15 protein-coding genes are annotated in these 19,578 nt (G+C 61.9%); 5 read left to right on the plus strand and 10 right to left on the minus strand.

What is annotated here, in order from left to right:
- Positions 1 to 124: 124 nt before the first annotated feature.
- The 5 genes from ACI2KB_RS22110 to ACI2KB_RS22130 form a co-directional block, all read right to left on the minus strand.
- Positions 125 to 1,303, minus strand: a complete 1,179-nt coding sequence (locus tag ACI2KB_RS22110; protein WP_404637931.1) for a cystathionine gamma-synthase — start codon at positions 1,301 to 1,303, stop codon at positions 125 to 127.
- Positions 1,300 to 2,676 (minus strand): pyridoxal-phosphate dependent enzyme, encoded by a 1,377-nt coding sequence (locus ACI2KB_RS22115; RefSeq protein ID WP_404637933.1) that lies wholly within the window; start codon positions 2,674 to 2,676, stop codon positions 1,300 to 1,302. The genes ACI2KB_RS22110 and ACI2KB_RS22115 overlap by 4 nt, the downstream gene beginning before the upstream one ends.
- A 97-nt stretch (positions 2,677 to 2,773) precedes the next feature.
- On the minus strand, positions 2,774 to 3,412 hold the full coding sequence (locus tag ACI2KB_RS22120; RefSeq protein WP_404637935.1) for a TetR/AcrR family transcriptional regulator: 639 nt from the start codon (positions 3,410 to 3,412) through the stop codon (positions 2,774 to 2,776).
- A gap of 143 nt (positions 3,413 to 3,555) precedes the next feature.
- Entirely contained in the window at positions 3,556 to 6,672 is a 3,117-nt protein-coding gene (locus ACI2KB_RS22125; protein WP_404637937.1) for an efflux RND transporter permease subunit, read from the minus strand.
- Complete coding sequence (locus tag ACI2KB_RS22130) at positions 6,669 to 7,763, minus strand: efflux RND transporter periplasmic adaptor subunit (RefSeq protein WP_404637939.1); 1,095 nt, start codon at positions 7,761 to 7,763, stop codon at positions 6,669 to 6,671. Before ACI2KB_RS22130 ends, ACI2KB_RS22125 begins: the two co-directional genes overlap by 4 nt.
- Positions 7,764 to 7,989: 226 nt before the next feature.
- Between ACI2KB_RS22130 and ACI2KB_RS22135 the strand changes: the two genes are divergently transcribed.
- Both ACI2KB_RS22135 and ACI2KB_RS22140 read left to right on the plus strand, forming a co-directional pair.
- A complete protein-coding gene (locus tag ACI2KB_RS22135; RefSeq protein WP_404637941.1) occupies positions 7,990 to 9,468 on the plus strand; it encodes an efflux transporter outer membrane subunit in 1,479 nt (492 codons plus the stop codon).
- Positions 9,468 to 9,758, plus strand: coding sequence for a LysR family transcriptional regulator (locus tag ACI2KB_RS22140; RefSeq protein WP_404637943.1), 291 nt, complete (start codon positions 9,468 to 9,470; stop codon positions 9,756 to 9,758). The genes ACI2KB_RS22135 and ACI2KB_RS22140 overlap by 1 nt, the downstream gene beginning before the upstream one ends.
- 11 nt (positions 9,759 to 9,769) lie before the next feature.
- Here the strand turns inward: ACI2KB_RS22140 and ACI2KB_RS22145 are convergent, their stop codons facing one another.
- Both ACI2KB_RS22145 and ACI2KB_RS22150 read right to left on the minus strand, forming a co-directional pair.
- Positions 9,770 to 11,074, minus strand: a complete 1,305-nt coding sequence (locus ACI2KB_RS22145) for a tyrosine-type recombinase/integrase (RefSeq protein WP_404637945.1) — start codon at positions 11,072 to 11,074, stop codon at positions 9,770 to 9,772.
- A gap of 69 nt (positions 11,075 to 11,143) precedes the next feature.
- Entirely contained in the window at positions 11,144 to 12,181 is a 1,038-nt protein-coding gene (locus tag ACI2KB_RS22150; protein ID WP_404637947.1) for an ABC transporter substrate-binding protein, read from the minus strand.
- 333 nt (positions 12,182 to 12,514) lie between these two features.
- Here ACI2KB_RS22150 and ACI2KB_RS22155 point away from each other — a divergent pair, with 333 nt between their 5' ends.
- From ACI2KB_RS22155 to ACI2KB_RS22165, 3 genes are read left to right on the plus strand one after another with little or no spacing between them, the layout of a single operon-like run.
- Positions 12,515 to 14,593 (plus strand): ATP-binding cassette domain-containing protein, encoded by a 2,079-nt coding sequence (locus ACI2KB_RS22155; protein WP_404637949.1) that lies wholly within the window; start codon positions 12,515 to 12,517, stop codon positions 14,591 to 14,593.
- Positions 14,590 to 15,645: a glycine betaine ABC transporter substrate-binding protein gene (locus tag ACI2KB_RS22160; protein ID WP_404637951.1), complete on the plus strand. Its 1,056-nt coding sequence runs from the start codon at positions 14,590 to 14,592 to the stop codon at positions 15,643 to 15,645. The genes ACI2KB_RS22155 and ACI2KB_RS22160 overlap by 4 nt, the downstream gene beginning before the upstream one ends.
- A complete protein-coding gene (locus ACI2KB_RS22165) occupies positions 15,609 to 16,550 on the plus strand; it encodes a homocysteine S-methyltransferase family protein (RefSeq protein ID WP_404637953.1) in 942 nt (313 codons plus the stop codon). The genes ACI2KB_RS22160 and ACI2KB_RS22165 overlap by 37 nt, the downstream gene beginning before the upstream one ends.
- A gap of 28 nt (positions 16,551 to 16,578) precedes the next feature.
- Here ACI2KB_RS22165 and ACI2KB_RS22170 read toward each other — a convergent pair whose 3' ends face one another.
- The 3 genes from ACI2KB_RS22170 to ACI2KB_RS22180 form a co-directional block, all read right to left on the minus strand.
- Entirely contained in the window at positions 16,579 to 17,814 is a 1,236-nt protein-coding gene (locus ACI2KB_RS22170; RefSeq protein ID WP_404637955.1) for a Zn-dependent hydrolase, read from the minus strand.
- Positions 17,811 to 18,302: an L-2-amino-thiazoline-4-carboxylic acid hydrolase gene (locus ACI2KB_RS22175; protein WP_404637957.1), complete on the minus strand. Its 492-nt coding sequence runs from the start codon at positions 18,300 to 18,302 to the stop codon at positions 17,811 to 17,813. The genes ACI2KB_RS22170 and ACI2KB_RS22175 overlap by 4 nt, the downstream gene beginning before the upstream one ends.
- A 78-nt stretch (positions 18,303 to 18,380) precedes the next feature.
- The gene (locus ACI2KB_RS22180; protein WP_404637959.1) at positions 18,381 to 19,529 is read right to left on the minus strand and encodes a branched-chain amino acid ABC transporter substrate-binding protein; all 1,149 of its coding nucleotides are present in this window, start codon (positions 19,527 to 19,529) and stop codon (positions 18,381 to 18,383) included.
- Between the last annotated feature and the right edge of the window lie 49 nt (positions 19,530 to 19,578).

The raw sequence follows: 19,578 nt of genomic DNA on the forward strand, positions 1-19,578 counted from the left end.
AATCGGCGGATTTGACGCGTTAAACGTTAGCAAGCTATCAGAATTTCAGCCACTCCACTTTCGGCAAGACTGTGTTGCGCATCCGGAAACAATGCCCTTACGCCGCGCAGTGACAAAGCGCGATTCAGATGGCGGCCAATGCCTGAGCCAGGTCGGCGCGCAGGTCTTCCACGTCCTCGATGCCCACCGACAAGCGCACCAGCGAATCGCCAATACCCAGTCTGGCGCGGTTTTCCGCTGGAATGCTGGCGTGGGTCATGATCGCCGGGTGTTCGATCAGGCTCTCGACGCCGCCCAGGCTTTCGGCGAGAGCAAACAGCTCGACCCGTTCCAGAAAGCGTCGCGTGCCCGCCAGATCAGTGTTCAAATCCAGTGAAATCATCCCGCCAAACCCGCGCATCTGCCGACACGCCAGCGCATGCTGGGGATGGGAAGGCAGGCCCGGGTAATAGACACGCGCCACCTGTGGCTGCTGCTCCAGCCACTGGGCGATGTCCAGCGCATTGCTGCAATGGCGTTCCATGCGCAGGGCCAGAGTTTTCACGCCGCGTAGGGTGAGAAACGCATCGAAAGGCCCGGCGATCGACCCGATCGAGTTCTGCAAAAAGCCCAGTCGCTCGGCCAGTTCCGGGTTGTCGCCGACCACCGCAATGCCGCCGATGACGTCGGAATGGCCATTGAGGTACTTGGTGGTGGAATGCACCACGATGTCGAAGCCCAGCGCCAGCGGGTGCTGAATCCAAGGGCTGGCGAAGGTGTTGTCCGCCACGCAAATGATGCCCCGGTCGCGGCAGATGCGCGCGATGGCGGCCAGATCGGTCAACCGCAAAAGGGGGTTGCTCGGGGTTTCGACCCAAATCATCCGCGTGTCGTCCTGGAGCCCGGCCTCGAATGCCGAAAGGTCGGTCATATCGACGAAGCTGAAGCGGTGCCCGGCGCTGCGTTTGCGGACTTTGTCGAACAGACGGAAGGTGCCGCCGTACAAATCATCACCGGACAAAATGTGTGACCCGGCTTCCAGCAATTCCAGCACCGAGCCGATCGTGGCCAGTCCGGACGCAAAAGCGAACGCCTGAGTGCCACCTTCCAGGTCGGCGACACAGCGTTCCAGCGCAAAGCGGGTCGGGTTGTGCGAGCGCCCGTAGTCGAATCCTTTATGCACGCCGGGGCTGTCTTGCAGGTAGGTGGAATTGGCGTAGATCGGCGGCATTAGCGCGCCAGTCGTGGGATCCGGGGTCTGTCCGGCGTGAATCACCCGGGTGGCGAAAGCATGGTGCGGGTTTGAATCGTCGTACTGAGTCATGCAAGGGATCTCCGCAAATGGTTGAGCAGATCGACCCGGGTGATCAGGCCATGGAAACCCGAAGCGTCGGCAACGATGGCCACCAGGCCCCGGTCCAGCACCTCTTGCAGCCGGGCCAGGTTCGCGTCGGGAGGGAGGGTTTCGAGTTTGTCGGTCATGACGTCGGCCACCGTGGTACTAAAGTGCGAGGGGTCTTGATGCATGCCGATCAGGATGTCGGATTCGTCGATCACACCCGCCAGCCGCTGTCCCGCGACCAGCACAGGCAATTGCGAGACGTCTGCCAGGCGCATGCGTTGAAAAGCGGTGAGCAACGTGTCATCCGGGCCGACGCTGATCACTCGGCCATCTTCGAAACGCCGAGCGATCAGATCGCGCAAGTCGCCGTATTTTTTGCGTTGGAGCAGGCCTTGATCGGTCATCCACTGATCGTTGTAGACCTTGGATAAATAGCGGGTCCCCGTGTCGCAGACAAAGCTGACCACCCGTTTCGGCGTTTTCTGTTCGCGGCAGAAACGCAGCGCCGCGGCCAGCAAGGTACCGGTGGACGAGCCTCCTGGAATGCCTTCGGTGCGCAGCAACTGCCGGGCGTGTTCGAAGCTGTCCTCGTCGCTGATCGAGTACGCGTGACGTACCGTGGACAGGTCAGTGAACGAGGGAATGAAGTCTTCGCCAATGCCTTCCACCGCCCACGACCCCGGTGTGGGCAATGTACGACTGCGGCTGTACTCGGCGACGACGGAACCCTCCGGGTCCGCCAGGACCATTTCCAGATCCGGCTGCACGCGCTTGAAAAAACGCGTCAGGCCGGTGAGGGTGCCCGCCGAGCCGACGCCCACCACGATGGCGTCCAGATCGTGCTGGGTCTGCGCCCAGATTTCCGGGGCGGTGCTGCATTCGTGGGCCAGCGGGTTGGCCGGGTTGTTGAACTGGTCGGCGAAGAACGCATCAGGGATGTCCTTTGCCAACCGGGCAGCCACGTCTTGATAGTACTCGGGATGGCCTTTGCCGACATCGGAGCGGGTGATGTGCACCTCGGCGCCCATGGCCTTGAGGTGGAGCACCTTTTCGGTGGACATCTTGTCGGGCACCACCAGCACCACGCGATAGCCCTTGGCGCGGCCCACCAGCGCCAGGCCCAGCCCGGTGTTTCCGGCAGTGGCTTCGACGATGGTGCCGCCTGGCTTCAGGCGGCCGTCGCGCTCGGCGGCGTCGATCATCGCCAGACCGATACGGTCTTTGATCGAGCCACCGGGATTCTGGGATTCGAGTTTGAGGAAGAGGGTACACAGGCCGGTGTCGATGCGCGTGACGCGCACCAGCGGTGTGTTACCGATCAGTTCGAGGACGGCAGGACGGGAATCAGCTGACATGGCATGACCTCACGCGCAGAGACATCACAATGGACAGCTGCGCGTAATGAATGTGCACTTCTGCGGTGCGTCAGGTTTCCAGAATAGCCGTTGCGGCTCAGGGCGCCAGGCTGCGCAGCACCAGATTGGTGGTGGCGGTCAGGCCGTTTTCCAGTTCGGCCCAGGTGCGATGGCTCATGCTGTGGGCGTTGGTGTACGGCAGAATCGCTTCGGCCACACCGTCGGTCACTTCGTCTAGAGGGGTCTTTTTCTCGAACTCTCCGGCCTGGCGACCGTCAACGATGAGCTGTTGCAGCATCGCGCGAAGCTGTTCCTTGTGCCCGCCCACCGTGCACCAGTTGCCTTCCATCGCGGCGAGCACAATGTCGTTGACTTCCCGTTCGACGACGAACAGTTCATAGCTGCGCTTGAGCGCCGTTTGCATGAACAGGCGAAAACGTTTGGTGGGCGGCAGGTCCAGTTGCACCACCTGTTGCAGTTCTTCGTCCATTTTTTCCAGCGTGGCAGCGCACAACGCCTCGCCGATGGCCTGCTTGGAGGTGAAAAAGCGGTAGATGTACGCCGTAGAAATACCCATGGCCTTGCTGATGTCCGCGACCGAGCTTTTGCGATAGCCGAACTCGCGGAACAGTGTGTCGGCAGCGTCCAGAATCTGGGTGCGGCGTTCGTGCTCGACGGGGCCTCGCTGGCCGGAGGTGGGCAGGGAGATGGCGTCGGTATCGGTTTCGCTACGCATGGGGCCTTTACGTCGGGTGGGGGCTGAGGGGGGCATTTTACTCAAAATGGAAGGCACTCCAAGTCAACAGGGGTGGGCCCCGGCGAAGGGGCCTGATCCCGTCCCATGAAACGGCGCAGCCAATCCTCGGCTGCGCCTTTGGCTCACGTGGCGCTGGTTTCGACGGCGGCGTGCTCGCGCTTGGCGTGCCCAGCCTCGACACCGGCTTTCGGCGGCTTGATCTTGAACCAGATGGCGTACAGCGCTGGCAGGAACAACAGGGTCAGCACGGTCCCGGCGGCGGTACCACCAATCAGGGTGAAGGCCATCGACCCCCAGAACACCGAGAACGTCAGGGGGATGAACGCCAGTACCGCGGCCAGCGCCGTGAGAATGACCGGACGCGCCCGCTGAACGGTGGCCTCGACCGCTGCGTGATAGGGATCGAGCCCGTCTGCCTCATTGGTGTGAATCTGCCCGATCAGGATCAGCGTGTTGCGCATCAGAATCCCGGACAGGCCAATCAGGCCGAGGATCGCGTTGAACCCGAACGGCTGATGGAACGCCAGCAGAATCGGCACCGTGCCCACCAGGCCCAGCGGCGCGGTGAGGATCACCATGGTCATCGCCGCAAAGCTGCGCACCTGAATGATGATCACGATCAGGGTGAACAACAGCATCACCGGGAACACCGGCGCCAATGCGTTATTGGCTTTCAGCGCCTCTTCGATGTTGCCGCCCATCTGGATCTGATAGCCGGCAGGCAACGCGCTGATGATCGGTTGCAGGGCGGTCATCACCTCCATCGACACCTGTGGCGGTTGGGTCTGTTCGTTGATGTCACCGCGCACGGTGATGGTCGGAATGCGGTTGCGGCGCTTGAGGATAGGGTCTTCGGCGCGAATCTCCACATGGCCGATCTGCCGGATCGGGATCAACTGGCCGGTCTTGCTGGTCAGCGTCATGTTCTCGATGCGGGCCGGGTCGAGCCGGTCCTCACCCTGAGTCCGGGCCATCACTTCGACGGTGCGAATGTCTTCGCGCACCTGCGTCACCGAGGTGCCGGTGAGCAGGAATTGCAGTTGCTCGGACGCCTGAGCGGAAGTCAGGCCCATGACATTCAAGCGGTCCTGGTCCAGCACGAAATGCACGGTCGGCTGGCGCTCGCTCCAGTCGGTATTGACCTGACGCATGTTCGGGTTCTGGCGCATGACGTCGGCGACCTGCTGCGCGATGCCCCGCAATTTTTCGGTATCTGGCCCCATGACCCGGAATTCCACTGGAAAGCGGGTGTACGGGCCAAACACCAGTTGCGACACACGCACACGGGCCTCGGGCGCGAGCTGTTTTTCCACCTGCTCGCGCAAGCGCAGCTTGAGGGCGTCGCGGGTGGCTTCGTTGTCGGTCAGCACGATGATTTTGGCGAATGACGGATCGGGCAGCTCGGGGTTATAGGACAGGAAGAAGCGGGGTGCGCCCTGACCGATATAGCTGGTGACGATCTTCGCTTCGGGTTGCGTTCTGATCCAGTTTTCGACCTTTTGGGTGGCTGTACTGGTGGCATTGATGGAAGAGCCTTCCGGTAACTGGACTTCCACCAGCAATTCGGGGCGGTCGGAGCTGGGAAAGAACTGTTGTTTGACCGACCCCATGCCCACGATGGCCAACCCGAACAGGGCTAAGACGATACCGGCCACCCAAAACTTGTGGCGAATCGCGGTGCTGATCAGGCGGCGCAAGCGCTGGAAGTTGGGCGTGTTGTAGATCTGTTCGTGGCCGCCCTCGATCTTCTTGATGTCAGGCAGCAGTTTCACCCCCAGATACGGCGTGAAAAACACCGCCACCAGCCAGGAAATGATCAGCGCAAAGCCGACGATCCAGAAAATGTTGCCCGCGTATTCACCCGCGGTGGACTGGGCGAAACCCACGGGCATCAGGCCGATGACCGTCACAAGCGTGCCCGCCAGCATAGGGGCGGCGGTGTGGCTCCAAGCGTAGGAAGCCGCTTTGATCCGCGTGTAGCCCTCTTCGAGTTTCACCACCATGATTTCGATGGCGATGATCGCGTCGTCCACCAGCAGGCCCAGACCCAGAATCAGCGCACCCAGGGTGATCCGGTCGAACACGCGCCCGGTCGCCAGCATGACGATCAACACTGCCGCGAGGGTCAAGGGGACTGCAGCGGCCACCACGATGCCCACGCGCCAGCCAAGGCTGATCAGGCTCACCACCATCACCACCGCCAGCGCGACGACGAACTTGATCATGAACTCATCGACCGCCTCGGTGATGTTTACGGCCTGGTCGGTGATCTTGCTGAAGCTGATGCCTTGCGGCAGGTTCTGGGAGATTTTCTGCTGTTCGGCTTGCAACGATTTACCCAGGTCGAGGCCGTTCCAGCCTTCTTTCATGACCACGCTGAGGACCAAAGCTTCCTCGCCGTCATGACGAATAAGGAAGGTGGCCGGGTCTTCGTAGCCGCGCTTGACGTCCGCGACATCACTCAACTTGAGCGTGCGGCCCTGGGAGGCGGCAATCGGCGTGTTGCGGATTTTCTCCAGATCCTCCAGCGCGCCATCCAGGCGCACGAACACTTGCGGGCCTTTGGTTTCGATGGAGCCGGCGGGGGTGATCGCGTTCTGGTTGTGCAACTGGGCGAAAATCTCCTGCGCGTTCACCCCGAGGTTGGCCAGTCGTGCGTAGGAAAACTCAACGAAGATGCGCTCCGGGCGTTCGCCCAGAATGTCGGCTTTCTTCACGCCGGGGACTTGCAACAGGTCCTGACGCACCTCTTCGGCCTGGCGGGTCAAGTAACGATGGGGCAGCCCCGGCGCCTTGAGGGCGTACAGCGCGAACGAGACGTCAGAGTATTCGTCGTTGACGTAAGGCCCCAGTACTCCATTGGGCAACTTGCGGGTCTCGTCGAACAGCTTTTTGCGCGCCTGATAGAACTCATCCGGCACCTGTTTGGGCGGTGTGGTGTCCAGCAGGGTGAGGGTCATCAACGCCAGGCCCGGCCGGGTGATGGTCTCCACCCGGTCGTACCACTTCAACTCCTGAAGGCGCTTTTCCAGCGGTTCGGCCACCAGATTCTGCATTTCTTCGGCGGTCGCACCTGGCCAGACGGCAGTGACGGTCATCACCTTGACCGTGAACGCGGGATCCTCAGCGCGGCCGAGCTTCATGAAGGCCACCAGGCCGGCCAGGGTAATGGCGATGATCAGAAACAGGGTCACAGCGCGTTCGCGAACGCCCAATGCCGACAGGTTGAAACCGCTCATGGCGTCACCGCCAGTTCATTGCCCAGCCGGACCTTTTGATTGGCGTGCAGCAGGTGCGCACCCAGCGCAACCACGGTTTCGCCGGTGTTCAGTTCCCCTGTCACGGTGGCGGTTTCGACGCCCAGGTTGCGCACGTCGACGGCGCGCTCTTGAACCGTCATCGAGGCGTGATCGACGACCCAGACGCTGTATTTTTCGCCGCCATTGCGCAGGGCGCCGAGGGGAATGGTGAAAGCGGTCTTGTCGCCGCCACTCTGCGCTTGAAGGGTGACGTTGACCGTGGCCCCCAGCGGTGCGTCCTTGAGGGCCTCGCTCAACACGTAGCGCGCCGCGTAGGTGCGGGTGATCGGGTTGGCCGCTTCAGACAGCTCGCGCAGCCGGGCCGAGGCGGTTTTGCCGTCGCGTCCGTACAACGTCGCTTGAGCGACGGATTCCAGCGCCGGTCGCAGAGTTTCCGGCAGTTCGACCGCCGCTTCCCGCGCGCCGTCCTCGGCCAACTGAACGACGGTCTGGCCAGCGGCAACCACTTGGCCCGGTTCTGCGGAGGTGTTGACCACCAGCCCATCGACGTCCGCCTTGAGTTCCGCGTACTGGCTGGCGTTGCTGGCGACGTTTTCCTGGGCCTGCGCGGCGTCCAGTTGCGCCTTGGCGCTGTTGAGTGCGGACACGGCCTGATCGTAGGTCATCGCCGAAATCGCGCCTGCGGCGACAAGGCTGCGCAGCCGCGCTTCATCGGCCTGGGCCTGAACCAGTTTGGCCTTGGCCGAGGCCACGACGCCTTTTTGATTGGTGATCGCCAGATTCAGGTCGATCGGGTCAATGCGCATCAGCGGCTGACCTTTATGGACGCGCTGTCCCACATCCACCAGACGCTGAATCACTTTGCCGGACACCCGAAAGCCGAGATCGCTCTGAACCCGCGCGGCGACCACCCCGGTGAAAGTTTGAGTGGCTGAAAGGTCGGGACGAACCGTGGCGATGTCCACCACCGGATCCACCAGTCTGGGATCGGATTCGGTGGGGTGGCCACAGCCTGCGAGGAGTAATGCGCCGACGGTGAGAGAGAAGAGTGCAGCGGGACGTAGAGACATGGCGAGCTCCAAAAATTTCAGGCTCGCATTATTTGGAAATGTTTACGGATGTGTAAATACGTCACTCGATAAATTTTTTACGATTCGCCATAGCGTCACTCTATATCTACGTATCTATGGGGATTTTGGCCTGTTTCGCTTAAAAGCCAGTGTGACGAATTCAATAATGTGTTGACAGATTTATGTTCGTGGAAATAATTGCCCCACGAGATCACAGGACTTGCCCATGACACGCCCATCACACCGAATCACGTGGTACGTGCGACTGCTTCCCGCCCTGTTGCTGGCGGGGTGTGCAGTCGGCCCCGATTACCACGCCCCAGAACTGCCTGCGTCGGCGCCGTTTCGCGGCCAGCAGGTGCTCGATCAACGTACTGTCAGTGTGCCTGCCGCCGACATGAACGCCTGGTGGGCGGGATTTGACGACAAGGAACTGGAAACCCTGGTCAACCGCGCGCTGGCGCAAAACCTTGACCTGAAGCAGGCGGTGGCACGCGTCGATCAGGCCAGCGCCTTGACGCTTGGTGCTCGTTCCGCATTGCTGCCTTCGGGAGAGCTGAATGCGCAGGCGTCGCGCACCCGTCAGTCGCTTCAGGACCCGACAGGCCGTCTGGCCAGTGCATCGCCGGGCTTCGACAGAACCAGTAGCCTGTATCAAGTGGGCGCGGGAGTGAGTTGGGAGGCCGACGTTTTCGGCGGATTGCGCCGTGGGCTGGAGGCCACTGACGCTGACCGGCAGGCGGCAGTGGCTCAGCAAGCGGCCGTGCGCCTGATCGTCACCTCGTCGACGGCCAGTGGCTACATTCAGTTGCGCACGTTGCAGGCCCGGCTTGAGGTGGTGCAGAGCCGCGAAAAAACCCAGTCCGATCTGGTCAAGCTGCTCCAGTTGCAGTACGCCAACGGCGTGGTCGCCCGTTTGCAGTTGAAACAGGCAGAGGGCGTGCTGTCGACGGTGTCCGCGCAAATTCCGCCGTTGCGCAGCGCCATCGAAAGCACGATGAACTCGCTGGAAGTGCTCAGCGGTGTGATGCCCGGTACGTTGCACGATGAGTTGGCAGTCCACGCGCCGATTCCCTCGGCCCCGGCCATCGACACCGCCGGAGGACGCACTGACATGCTCCGGCGTCGCCCGGACGTGATCGCAGCAGAACGCACCCTGGCCGCTTCCAACGCCCGCATCGGCGAAGCGATTGCCGACTACTACCCCAAGTTCTCGCTGGGCGCGTTGCTCGGCTCGGCCACCAACGTCAGCGGTAATCTGTTGTCGGGTGACGCGAAACTGGCGCAAGGCGTGCTGGGCTTGCGCTGGCGCCTGTTCGACTTTGGCCGGGTGAAGGCTGAAGTCGAATTCGCCAAGGGCCGGGATGCTGAAGCGCTCGCTGCCTGGCAGCAGACCTTGTTGCAGGCCACTGCCGATGTCGAAAACGCGATGACCCAACTGGTGCAGAGCGAGCAGCAGAACGCCGTGCTCGAAGACGGTGTGCGTTCTCTTGCCGAGGCACGTCAGGCCGCGTTTTCGGCCTTCCAGCAAGGCAGCGTGAGTTTCATTGAAGTGCTCGATGCCGATGACCGTCTGCAACAGGCTCAGGAACAAAAGCTGTTGGCGCAGTCCGCCGCATCGGTCGCCGCTGTGGAATGTTTCAAATCCCTGGGCGGTGGCTGGAATGCACCGCAATCGGCCACTGTCGCGAAAGCGGCCCTCTGATGGACGGCGATGCGGTGCGGTTGAGAGAGGGCCTGCTCTGCGAGTTGGACCTGAACCTGTTACTGACCTTCGCCGTGTTGTTTCGAGAGGGCAACGTCAGCCGGGCTGCCCGTTGCCTTTCGGTGGGGCAGCCTGCGGTGAGCAATGCGCTGGCCAAATTGCGTCGTCACTTCAACGACCCGTTGTTCATTCGCGGCTACCGCACGATGCACCCCACGCCCAGAGCCATCGCGCTGGCCAACGATATTCTGCCCGCGCTGGAACGGTTACAACACATAGCGATGGGTTGAGCGCACTTGGGTCAGGCGCGTTCCTTCATCGGCAAGCGCTTGATGGAGTACGCACGTTTTTCATCTTCAGAGTTGTAATACACGTTCTGTGTGGTGCTGAGGCTGTTGTGGCGCAGGTCGACCTGAAGATCCTTCATGTCGCGGTGCGGCGCGTCGAAGGTGGCGGAGGTGTGCCGCAACCAGTGAAGCGATGCCGCCCGCAACCGGCTCACGTCCTCGTCCGACCAGCCCTCGGCCTGCATGCGCTCCAGCGCGCGGTCGAACACTTGTTGTAGCAGTACCCGAACATGGCGATCCGACAACCCGGCGCGGCCTCGACGCGTGGCAATCAGGGGCGTCGCCTCGCGAAAACCCGGCAAGGGCGACAATCCCTGATGCACGCGCCAGCGTTTGAGGTAGTTCTCGACGTAATCGTCGCGGACACTGATTTTCCCGGCCTTGTTGCCTTTGCCGACCACGTGATACCACCAGTTGCCCGCGCCGTCCTGACGCAAGTCGCCCATGGTCGGGGTCCAGTTGTCGCGCCCCACCAGGTCCGATACCCGCAGGTACATCGCGAAAATGGTCGCCACGATGAACAGCGTCCGTTCGTGCACGGGGTCTTCAACGGCCATCTGCTCGGCGGTCTCCAGCACAAAATCCCACTGCAATGAGGTCAGGATGCGGGTGTCCTGATCCCCGGTGGTGCGTTGTTTGTATTTGCTCTTCTGTTTCACGGCCCTGAACGGGTTGTGTTCGCAAAAGCCTTCGTCGATGGCGTGCTGAAAAAAGCTGCCGCACACCGCGAAAATCTGCGCGATGGAACCCTGTGCGGGTTTGTAATGCTCCTGTTGAAGCGGTCGGTTCTCTTCTTTTGCGCGCTTGCGCTCTTCCTTGGAGGCCGATTGGCTGAAGGGCCGCCAGTCCGGATTCAACACATAGGTGTCGGTGGCGGTTTTCTTGCGCGCGCCCACTCGGTTGAAACGGGATTTGACCACCGGGCCGACCCAGGCAGGGTCCGGTGCAAGGCAAAACTCCAGAAAATCCTCGGCGTGCGTACGGCGCAGGTCGAGCAGCGGCACTCGGGATTTGATCAGCGTCCACAACAAAAGCCGCTCGACATGGGTGCGATAGGAGTTGAACGTGGATTCGTTGCCCGCGTAGGACTTCAAAAAGCTGCGAACCGCGCGATAACCCTCCACACCCTGCAGGTCAGCGGGAAATGCAGCCAGATAACCGGTGATGGCGGGCAGTTCGGCTTTCAGCGAGCTGAAATTGAGCTCGGAGAAGCGGGCGTAGGTTTCGAAAAGCGGGTGTGGACTGGAAGGCGCGGGCATGGCGAACGGCAGGCAGAGGACAAGGCGCCCATGATCCTCTGCACTGCCAGGACATGCAACGCAGAGGCCTCAACTGCCTTGCAGTAACTTCGCGTCCTGGAAGAAATAGTCTTTCCATGACGCCGGTTTGTGCTTGATCGCGCCGACGCGGTAGAGGAATTCCGCCAATGGGTACGTATTCTTTGGCGTGATGGTGAACTCGAACTGTGGATTGGAAATGATCTTGATCAGTTGTTCACGATCCGCCTTTGACTGGGTGACACGCAGGTAGGTGTCTGCCGCGCCCGCTTTATCGCGCTGGATGTAATCGGACGCCTCGACCAGCGCATCGATGAAGGCCTGGTACGTCTTGGGGTTCTCTTCGCGGAATTTTTCGGTGGCGAACAGCAGGGTCGGCGAGTTGGGTCCGAGCAGATCGTAGGAATTGAGCACGACGTGTACCCCGTCGGTTTCCAGTTCCTGCTCCTGGAACGGTGGGTTGGAGAAGTGCGCGGTCACTTCGGTGCCGCCGGTCTTGATCGCGTTGCTGGCGTCGGGGTGAGGCAGGTTGATGGTGTATTTGTCCAGCCGTGCATAGTCCTTGTCGCCCCACAGTCTGGCGGAGGCGAGTTGCAGATAACGTGACTGCACCGACACGCTGACGGCTGGCACCGCGATGCGGTCCTTTTCGCTGAAGTCAGCGATGGATTTCACATTCGGATTGTTACTGACCAGGTAGTAGGGAAAGTTGCCCAGCGACGCGACAGCCTTGACGTTCTGCCGACCCTGCGTGCGGTCCCAGATGGTCAGCAGCGGGCCGACCCCGGCACCGGCGATATCGACTGCGCCGGAGAGCAGAGCGTCGTTCACGGCCGAACCACCGGAAAGCTGCGTCCAGTCCACCTTGATGTCGATGCCGGCCTGCTTGCCGTGCTTCTCGATCAGATGTTGATCCCGCGCCACGTTGAGCAGCAGATACACCACACCGAATTGCTCGGCGATGCGCAACTGGCCCTCGGCCTGGGCGGCTTGAGGTGCAATCAGACTGCCGGCGCTGATGCTGGCGGCGAGTAGCAGCGCGGTCCCCAGTCGACCGGTACGGGGTGAATTGAAAAGGCGTTTGAGCACACGTCGCTCCTTCAGGATCGGCTGATCGGGCAAGTACCAGAGAGCGGCACCTGCGAGTTGGAACGAATTTATAGGTATAAATAATTAAGTTTAAATATCGTTAGAGAATATGAATATGCCGGGTTCGATCGTCTGCTCGCACCTCTGATCCGGCTGTTGCTACAGCAACACCTGCGGAGCAGTTCGCTTAAAAAACAGACAGTTATGTGAAGGGTCAGGTGTCCAAAAGGCCCGGCTTTCGCGCCGTTGACCTGTGGCACAAAGCCTGCAATTGCCCCTGACAAACCCTCTCGATGCTGTCGCAAGCGTCGCAGCGAATTGTCAGGAGTCGCCATGTCTGCCGCCGTTTCCCCTCAAACCCGAGGTCTTGCACCCATCCCTGTCGATGGCGGTCACACCGACGTGGTGCTGCAGTTTCGCAACCTGAGCAAACGCTACAAAAGCCGTTCAGGCCAGGCGGCGCAAGACGCTGTCAGTCAGGTGAATCTCAGTGTGCGCCGCGGTGAGGTGCTGTGCCTGATGGGCACCTCGGGCAGCGGCAAGTCGACACTGCTGAGGCACATCAACCGTCTGATCGAACCCTCCAATGGCTCCGTTCTGCTGGATGACGCCGACATCAGCCAACTCAGCCCGGCCGCCTTGCGTGAGGTGCGTTCGCGGCGGATCGGCATGGTCTTTCAGCATTTCGGCCTGTTGCCGCACCGCAGCGTACGCGACAACGTCGCTTTGCCGCTGGAATTACGTGGCGAAGCGGAACACCTGCGTCATGTGGCGGCAGATGAGCAACTGCGTGCCGTAGGTCTGGACGGCTGGGGCGATCACTTTCCCGGCGAATTGTCCGGTGGCATGCAGCAGCGGGTCGGCCTGGCGAGGGCCTTGATCAGCGAACCGGACATTCTGCTGATGGACGAGCCGTTCAGCGCACTGGACCCGACCATTCGCCGCGATCTGCAAAGCCACTTCCTGCAACTGGTGAAGGCGCGGGGTATCACCACCTTGCTGGTGACTCACGATCCGGGCGAGGCCTTACGTCTGGGGGACCGGATTGCCGTGCTGCGGGGAGGGCGACTGATTCAAGTGGCCAGCGCCGAAGAAATCCTGCGCGCGCCAGCGGATGCCGAGGTCGCGGATTTTTTCCGGGATGAGCGGGCGCAGAGTGCCGTCGCCAGCATTAAACCGCTGAATAAAACCCATCTTGTGCCAGCCACTGCAACGACTGACACCGCAACACGTTCGTCGTTGGCGCGCTGGCAGGCGCTGTTGCTGGGGCCGTCCGCCTTCGACGCGACGCGGCGAACCGGTCTGTTCTGGGCGCTGTTAATGGCTGAACTCGCGGCGTTGGCAGCGTTGGGGCAGGGGCTTTTGAACACTCAGTGGCTGCTCGGGATTGCGGGTCTGGCACTGTTGGCGGTGAGCCGGGCAACGGCAACGTTATGGGCGCCCGGACTCAGTACAGACCGCTCACGTGGGCTGTCGCTGGTGGTTCAGTCGTTGTGTCAGGCGCTGGTGCTGTGGCGAGCGTTTGTCGTCGATGCCAGCGGGCCATGGTTGCAATTTCCCGCGCAACGCACCTGGATGCTGAGCACTGCCGATGTGATCGATTCAGCTATCGGCTGGTCTCAGAGCACCTTCGAAACCAGTTTTGTCGGGGTGATTTTCATCGTTCGCACGGTGATCGAAGGCATCGAAAGCGTGCTGGCCTGGCTGCCCTGGCCGGTGGCGGCGCTGGCGCTGGTGTTTCTTGCCTGGCGTGCGGCGGGCGTGGTGCTGGCGCTGACCACGGCGGGCGCCGTCGCCTATATCGGCCTGTTCGGGTTCTGGGAACGCACGCTGTCGACCCTGGCGCTGGTCGGCTCCTCGGTGTTGATCGTGCTGCTGATCGGTGTGCCTGTGGGAATTCTGGTGGCGAAACGGCCGTTGGCCCGGCGCCTGATCACGCCGATTCTCGATGTCATGCAGACCTTGCCGACCTTCGTTTACCTGATTCCGGCCGTAGCGTTCTTCTCGGTGGGCAAAACGCCGGCGGTGATCGCCACGGTGATTTTCGCCCTGGCGCCGATGATCCGTCTGACAGCACTGGGTATTCATGAAGTGCCGAAAAACACCGTCGAAGCTGCCGTGGCCCACGGTGCCACGCCTTGGCAGACACTGACCAAGGTCGAGCTACCGCTCGCAGCGGGTTCGTTATTGCTGGGCATCAACCAGACCCTGGTGATGAGCCTGTCGATGGTCGTCGTTGCGGCGCTGATCGGCGCCGGAGGGCTGGGCTACGACGTGATGACCGCACTGCGCAACATCAAGGGCGGCGAGGGCCTGTTGGCCGGCGCTGCGATCGTGTTCTGCGCGTTGATCCCCGACCGCATCATTCAATCGACCTTGCGCAAGCGAGATCGCTCTTTCCATCGTTCGTGAGGTTTGCCTTGAAAACTGTCTTCCCCCGTACTGCTCTGACTACCGCGCTGCTCGCGGCGTCGCTTTCGGTGTCCTGCGCGTTTGCCAAAGATAAAGTGGTAATCGGCGAGCAGAACTGGACCGGCGCCATCGCCATCCAGCACATCCTGGGCCAGATCATCAGCACCCGTCTGGACGGCGACGTGTCCTACCTGGCCGGTGACGTGCCAGTGCTGTTCGCGGCCGCCGCCAAGGGTGATGGTTCGGTCGACGTGCTGACCGACATCTGGCTGCCCAACCAATCGGCGGCATGGGCCAAATACGTCACGGGCGGCACCCGTTCGCTGGTGCCGAACAAGCAGCCGTACCTTGGCGTGCAGGGCTTCTATATCCCCGGCTACATTCAGGACAAGTACAACGTGCACTCGGTGTATGACCTGAAAAAACCGGAAGTGGCCAAGCTGTTCGAGCCGCTGGGTGGGGGCGAAGCGCAATTGCTGGTCGGCCCGGCCGGTTGGGAGTCGACCTACATCGGCGAGATCAAGGCCAAGGATTACGGCTTCGCCGACAAGTTCGAGGCGGTGTCCACGGAGGCTTCGGTGACCTACGCTAAACTCTCGGCGGCCTACAAGGCCAATCGCGGCGTGGTGTTCTACGCCTATACGCCGGACTGGATTTTCTCGGCGTTCGATCTGCGCCGCCTCGACGAACCCGCGTTCGACGGCTACGCCCAGGACAACAAGAAGGGCGATCCGCTGTACAAGGCCGATGGCTGCTGGAAGTTCATCAGCCCGACCGTCGACGCGGACTGGAAAAACAAAAGCCGGATCACCTGCGCCTACCCGGACGCCAAGGTGTATGTGCTGACTTCCACCGCGCTGGAAAAGAGGGCGCCGAAAATCGCCAGTTTCCTGGAAAACGTCGCCATCGACCCGCAGTCGCTGAATGATCTGATCCTCAAGATCGAAAAGGAAAAACAACCGGCCGACGCGGCTGCCAAAGCCTGGATTGCAGCCAACCCGAAGGTGGTCGACAAATGGCTGGGCGTGCAGGCCGTGGGGAGCGCGCAGTGACGGCCGTCACGCTGCTCGACGGCGGCATGGGCCGTGAGCTGCAACGCATCGGTGCACCGTTTCGCCAGCCAGAGTGGTCGGCACTGGCGTTGATCGAGTCGCCGGAATACGTGCTGCAAGCCCATCGCGCGTTTATCGACGCGGGCGCGCGGATCGTGACCAGCAACAGTTATGCGCTGGTGCCGTTCCATCTGGGCGAAGAGCGGTTTGCCGACCATGCTCAGGTTCTGGCCGACCGGGCAGGGCGTCTGGCTCGCGAGGCTGCCGGGCAGAGCGCCGATGTGGTGCGGGTTGCCGGTTCGCTGCCTCCGGCGCTGGGGTCTTATCGCCCGGACCTGTTCGATCATCAGCGCTCGGTGGCGATTCACCGTACGTTGATCGAAGGGCTGCGCAGCCACGTCGATCTGTGGCTGGCGGAAACCCAGAGTTCGATTGCCGAAGTCCGCGCCGTGCATCAGGCGTTGAGCGAGGCCGATGCCTTGCAACACACGCCTTTGTGGCTGTCGTTCACCCTGAGCGACGACCCGGAGCATGGCCCGCGCCTGCGTTCCGGCGAGTCGGTGGCGCAGGCCGTGAGTGCGGCGCTGGCGCTGGGTGCTGAAGCCGTGCTGTTCAATTGCAGCCAGCCCGAAGTCATGGGGCAGGCGGTGATCGTCGCACGGCAGGTGATCGACGATGCGCCAGTGCAGGTGGCCGTCGGCGTCTATGCCAACGCTTTTCCGGTGGTCAGTGCCGAGGCAGAGGCCAATGCGACGTTGCTGGACATTCGCCAGGACCTCGGCCCCGAATCGTACCTGCGCTGGGCACGGTGCTGGGTTGAGCAGGGCGCCAGCATCGTCGGCGGTTGTTGCGGCATCGGCCCGGAACACATCGCCGCGTTGCAGGATCACCTGCTTCCCACCTGATCTGCATCTGCCCGCTGAAACGGGCAGATCAGCGCACGCTTTTGTCCAGCATGGCCAGCAGCAATACGTTGGCCCCGGCCTCGGCCCATTCAGGATGAATGTGCTCGGCTTCGTTATGGCTCAGGCCGTCGACGCAGGGCACGAAAATCATCGAAGTCGGGACCACGCGATTGAGGTAGCAAGCGTCGTGCCCCGCACCGGACACCATGTCCTTATGGGAATACTCCAGTTGCCCGGCAGCGCGGCGAACGCTGTCGATGCAGCCTCTGTCGAACTCGATCGGCGCGTACTGGAAGATTTGTTCGACCTTCGCCTGCAAGCCGATCCCTTGCGCGATCTGCTGCACCTGCTGGCGGAAGTCGCGATCCAGCTCGGCCAACGCGTCTTCCCGTGGATGGCGGAATTCGACGCTGAAGAACACCCGGCCTGGCACCACGTTGCGAGAGTTGGGGAAAACGTTCACCAGACCGATGGTGGCGCGCCCGGCATCCCCTTGGGCCAGCCCCAGGGCATTCACCGCCTCGGCGACCCGCGCCATGCCCAGCAGGGCATCCAGCCGATGGTTCATGGGTGTAGTCCCGGCGTGAGCGCTGCGCCCGGTCAGTTCCACTTCATACCAGCGCTGCCCTTGGGCACCGGTGACCACGCCAATGGTGATGTCTTCGGCTTCCAGAATCGGGCCTTGCTCGATGTGCAGTTCGAACGCGGCATGGATGTCGCGGCCGCCCATGGGTTCTGTGCCCGCATACCCAATGGCTTTCAGTGCCTCACCGATGCTGACGCCCTTGGCATCGCTGCGCGACAGGCCGTATTCCAAGTCGAACACGCCCGCGTAAACCCCCGAGGCAATCATCGCTGGAGCGAAGCGTGAACCCTCTTCGTTGGTCCAGTTGACGACTTCGATAGACCGCTCGGTCTGAATGTTCAGGTCGTTGAGTGTGCGGATCACTTCCAGCCCGGCCAGCACGCCATAGATGCCGTCGAACTTGCCGCCCATGGGTTGCGAGTCGCCGTGAGAGCCAGTAATCACCGGGGGCAGGCTGTCGTCACGACCGGCGCGGCGAGCAAAGATATTGCCCATGGCATCGACGCGAACAGTGCAGCCTGCGTCACGTGCCCATTGCACGAACAGGTCGCGACCGAGGCGGTCTTCTTCGGTCAGTGCCAGGCGCGATACGCCGCCGTTTTCGGTGGCGCCGATCCGGGCCATGGTCATCAGCGAGTCCCACAGGCGCTCGCCGTTGATGCGCAACAGTTCGCTCATGTGTCCTGCTCTGCGGATTTGACTTTGTAACGGAAGTCGCAATGCGATGCGCCGCCCATGATGGTCTGGGTGCGCTTGAGTTCGACCCGAGGGTCGTAACCGACAATGAACAGCTCGTCGCGGTTGCACGACAGCAGGTGGCCAATCTCGCCCAGCCCCATGGCGTGGTACATCTCGGCGTAGCGGCAGCGGTGCACGTCGTAATCGAAATGGGTGGCGTCGGTGGCGATCACATCGACTTTCAGCGCATCGTCTTTTTCCCACAGCTCTTGCAGGGCAATGAACCCTTGCAGGTCCGGGCCGTTGGGTTCGCGGGCGGCGAATTGCTTGCCCGCGTTGACTGCGGCCTCGGAGACGGCCTCGCCAATCACGGCGGCGGCCTTGTCCTTGCCGTAGTCGCGCACCAGGATTTCGTAGATGGGTTTGATGATCTCGGCTTCGATGCGCCGCCGGGCCAGGATGCCCAGTTCACCGTCATGTTGACTCATGTAGGGTGCCTCCATCGGTTCACGGTTGACCCGGTGAGCGCGACACACGCCGCGATCACCGGGCACTTGGTTCTTTCGTTATTTTCCGCCAGCGACGCTGACCGGTTGCCACGCGTTGGCCTTGACCTGGTAAACGGTAAAGGTCGGGTTTTTCAGGTTGCCTTCACTGTCGAATGCAATCACGCCGGTTACGCCCTGATACTGGCTGGCCTTGAGGGCTGGCAGGTATTTCACCGGATCGGTGGAGCCGGCTTTCTCGATGGCGGCGATCAGCACACCGACACCGTCATAGGCGAACGGCGCGTGCAGCTCGATAGGGTGCTTGTAGCGTTGCTCATAGGCGTGTTCGAACGCCTTGCCGCCTGGCATCTGCGCCACTGCCAGGCCGGGTTCAAGGGCAATCACACCGTCGCCTTCCTTCTGCGCCAGTTCGAGGAAGGTCTGGCTGACGAAACCACCTGCCCCCATCAGCGTAGCCTTGATCCCCAATTGCTTGATGCGACGGGCAAGGGGCGCGGCCTGCGCATCGACGCCGCCGAAGAAAATCAGGTCCGGATTCTTGCTGCGCACGGTGGTCAACACCGCGCTGAAGTCGACGGTCTTGTCGTCCACGTATTCCCGCGACACCACATTGCCGCCGCCCGCGTCGATGGATTTGACGAACTGGTCAGCCAGACCCTGACCGAAGGCGGTGCGGTCGTCGATCACAGCAATGCGTTTGGCCTTCAACGTGTTCAGCGCATAGCCGCCGGCCACCTGGCCGCCATCATCGTCGTGGCCCATGATGCGGAAACTGGTGTCGAAGCCTTGCTGAGTGTACGCATGGCCGGTCGCGACCGGAGCCACCTGCGCGATACCGGCGTCGTGGTAAACCCGCGCCGCCGGAATGCTGGTGCCGGTGTTCCAGTGGCCCACCACGCCGACTACACTCGCGTCCACCAGACGCTGGGCGACGGTGACGGCGGTGCGTGGGTCAGACTGGTCGTCTTCGGAGACCAGTTTGTACGTCACCGCTTCACCGCCGATTTTCGGGTGACGGGCGTTGGCGGCATCAATGGCCAATTGCGCGCCGTTTTCCAGGTCCTTGCCGATACGGGCGGAAGGGCCGGTCAGCGGTCCGGCCAAACCGATGAGGACGGTTTGATCGGCCTGAGCCACGGCGGCGGCCAGGCTGCTGATGGCGACACCGATCAGCGCGGCGCGTTTGATGAGGGCAGAAATGTGCATGTGTGTTTCCTGTGGCAGATCGCGCCCTTGATGAGCGCTGGTTTTAAGT

This window comes from Pseudomonas sp. NPDC088444 (assembly GCF_044900175.1).
In the GTDB taxonomy this organism is placed as follows: Bacteria; Pseudomonadota; Gammaproteobacteria; order Pseudomonadales; family Pseudomonadaceae; genus Aquipseudomonas.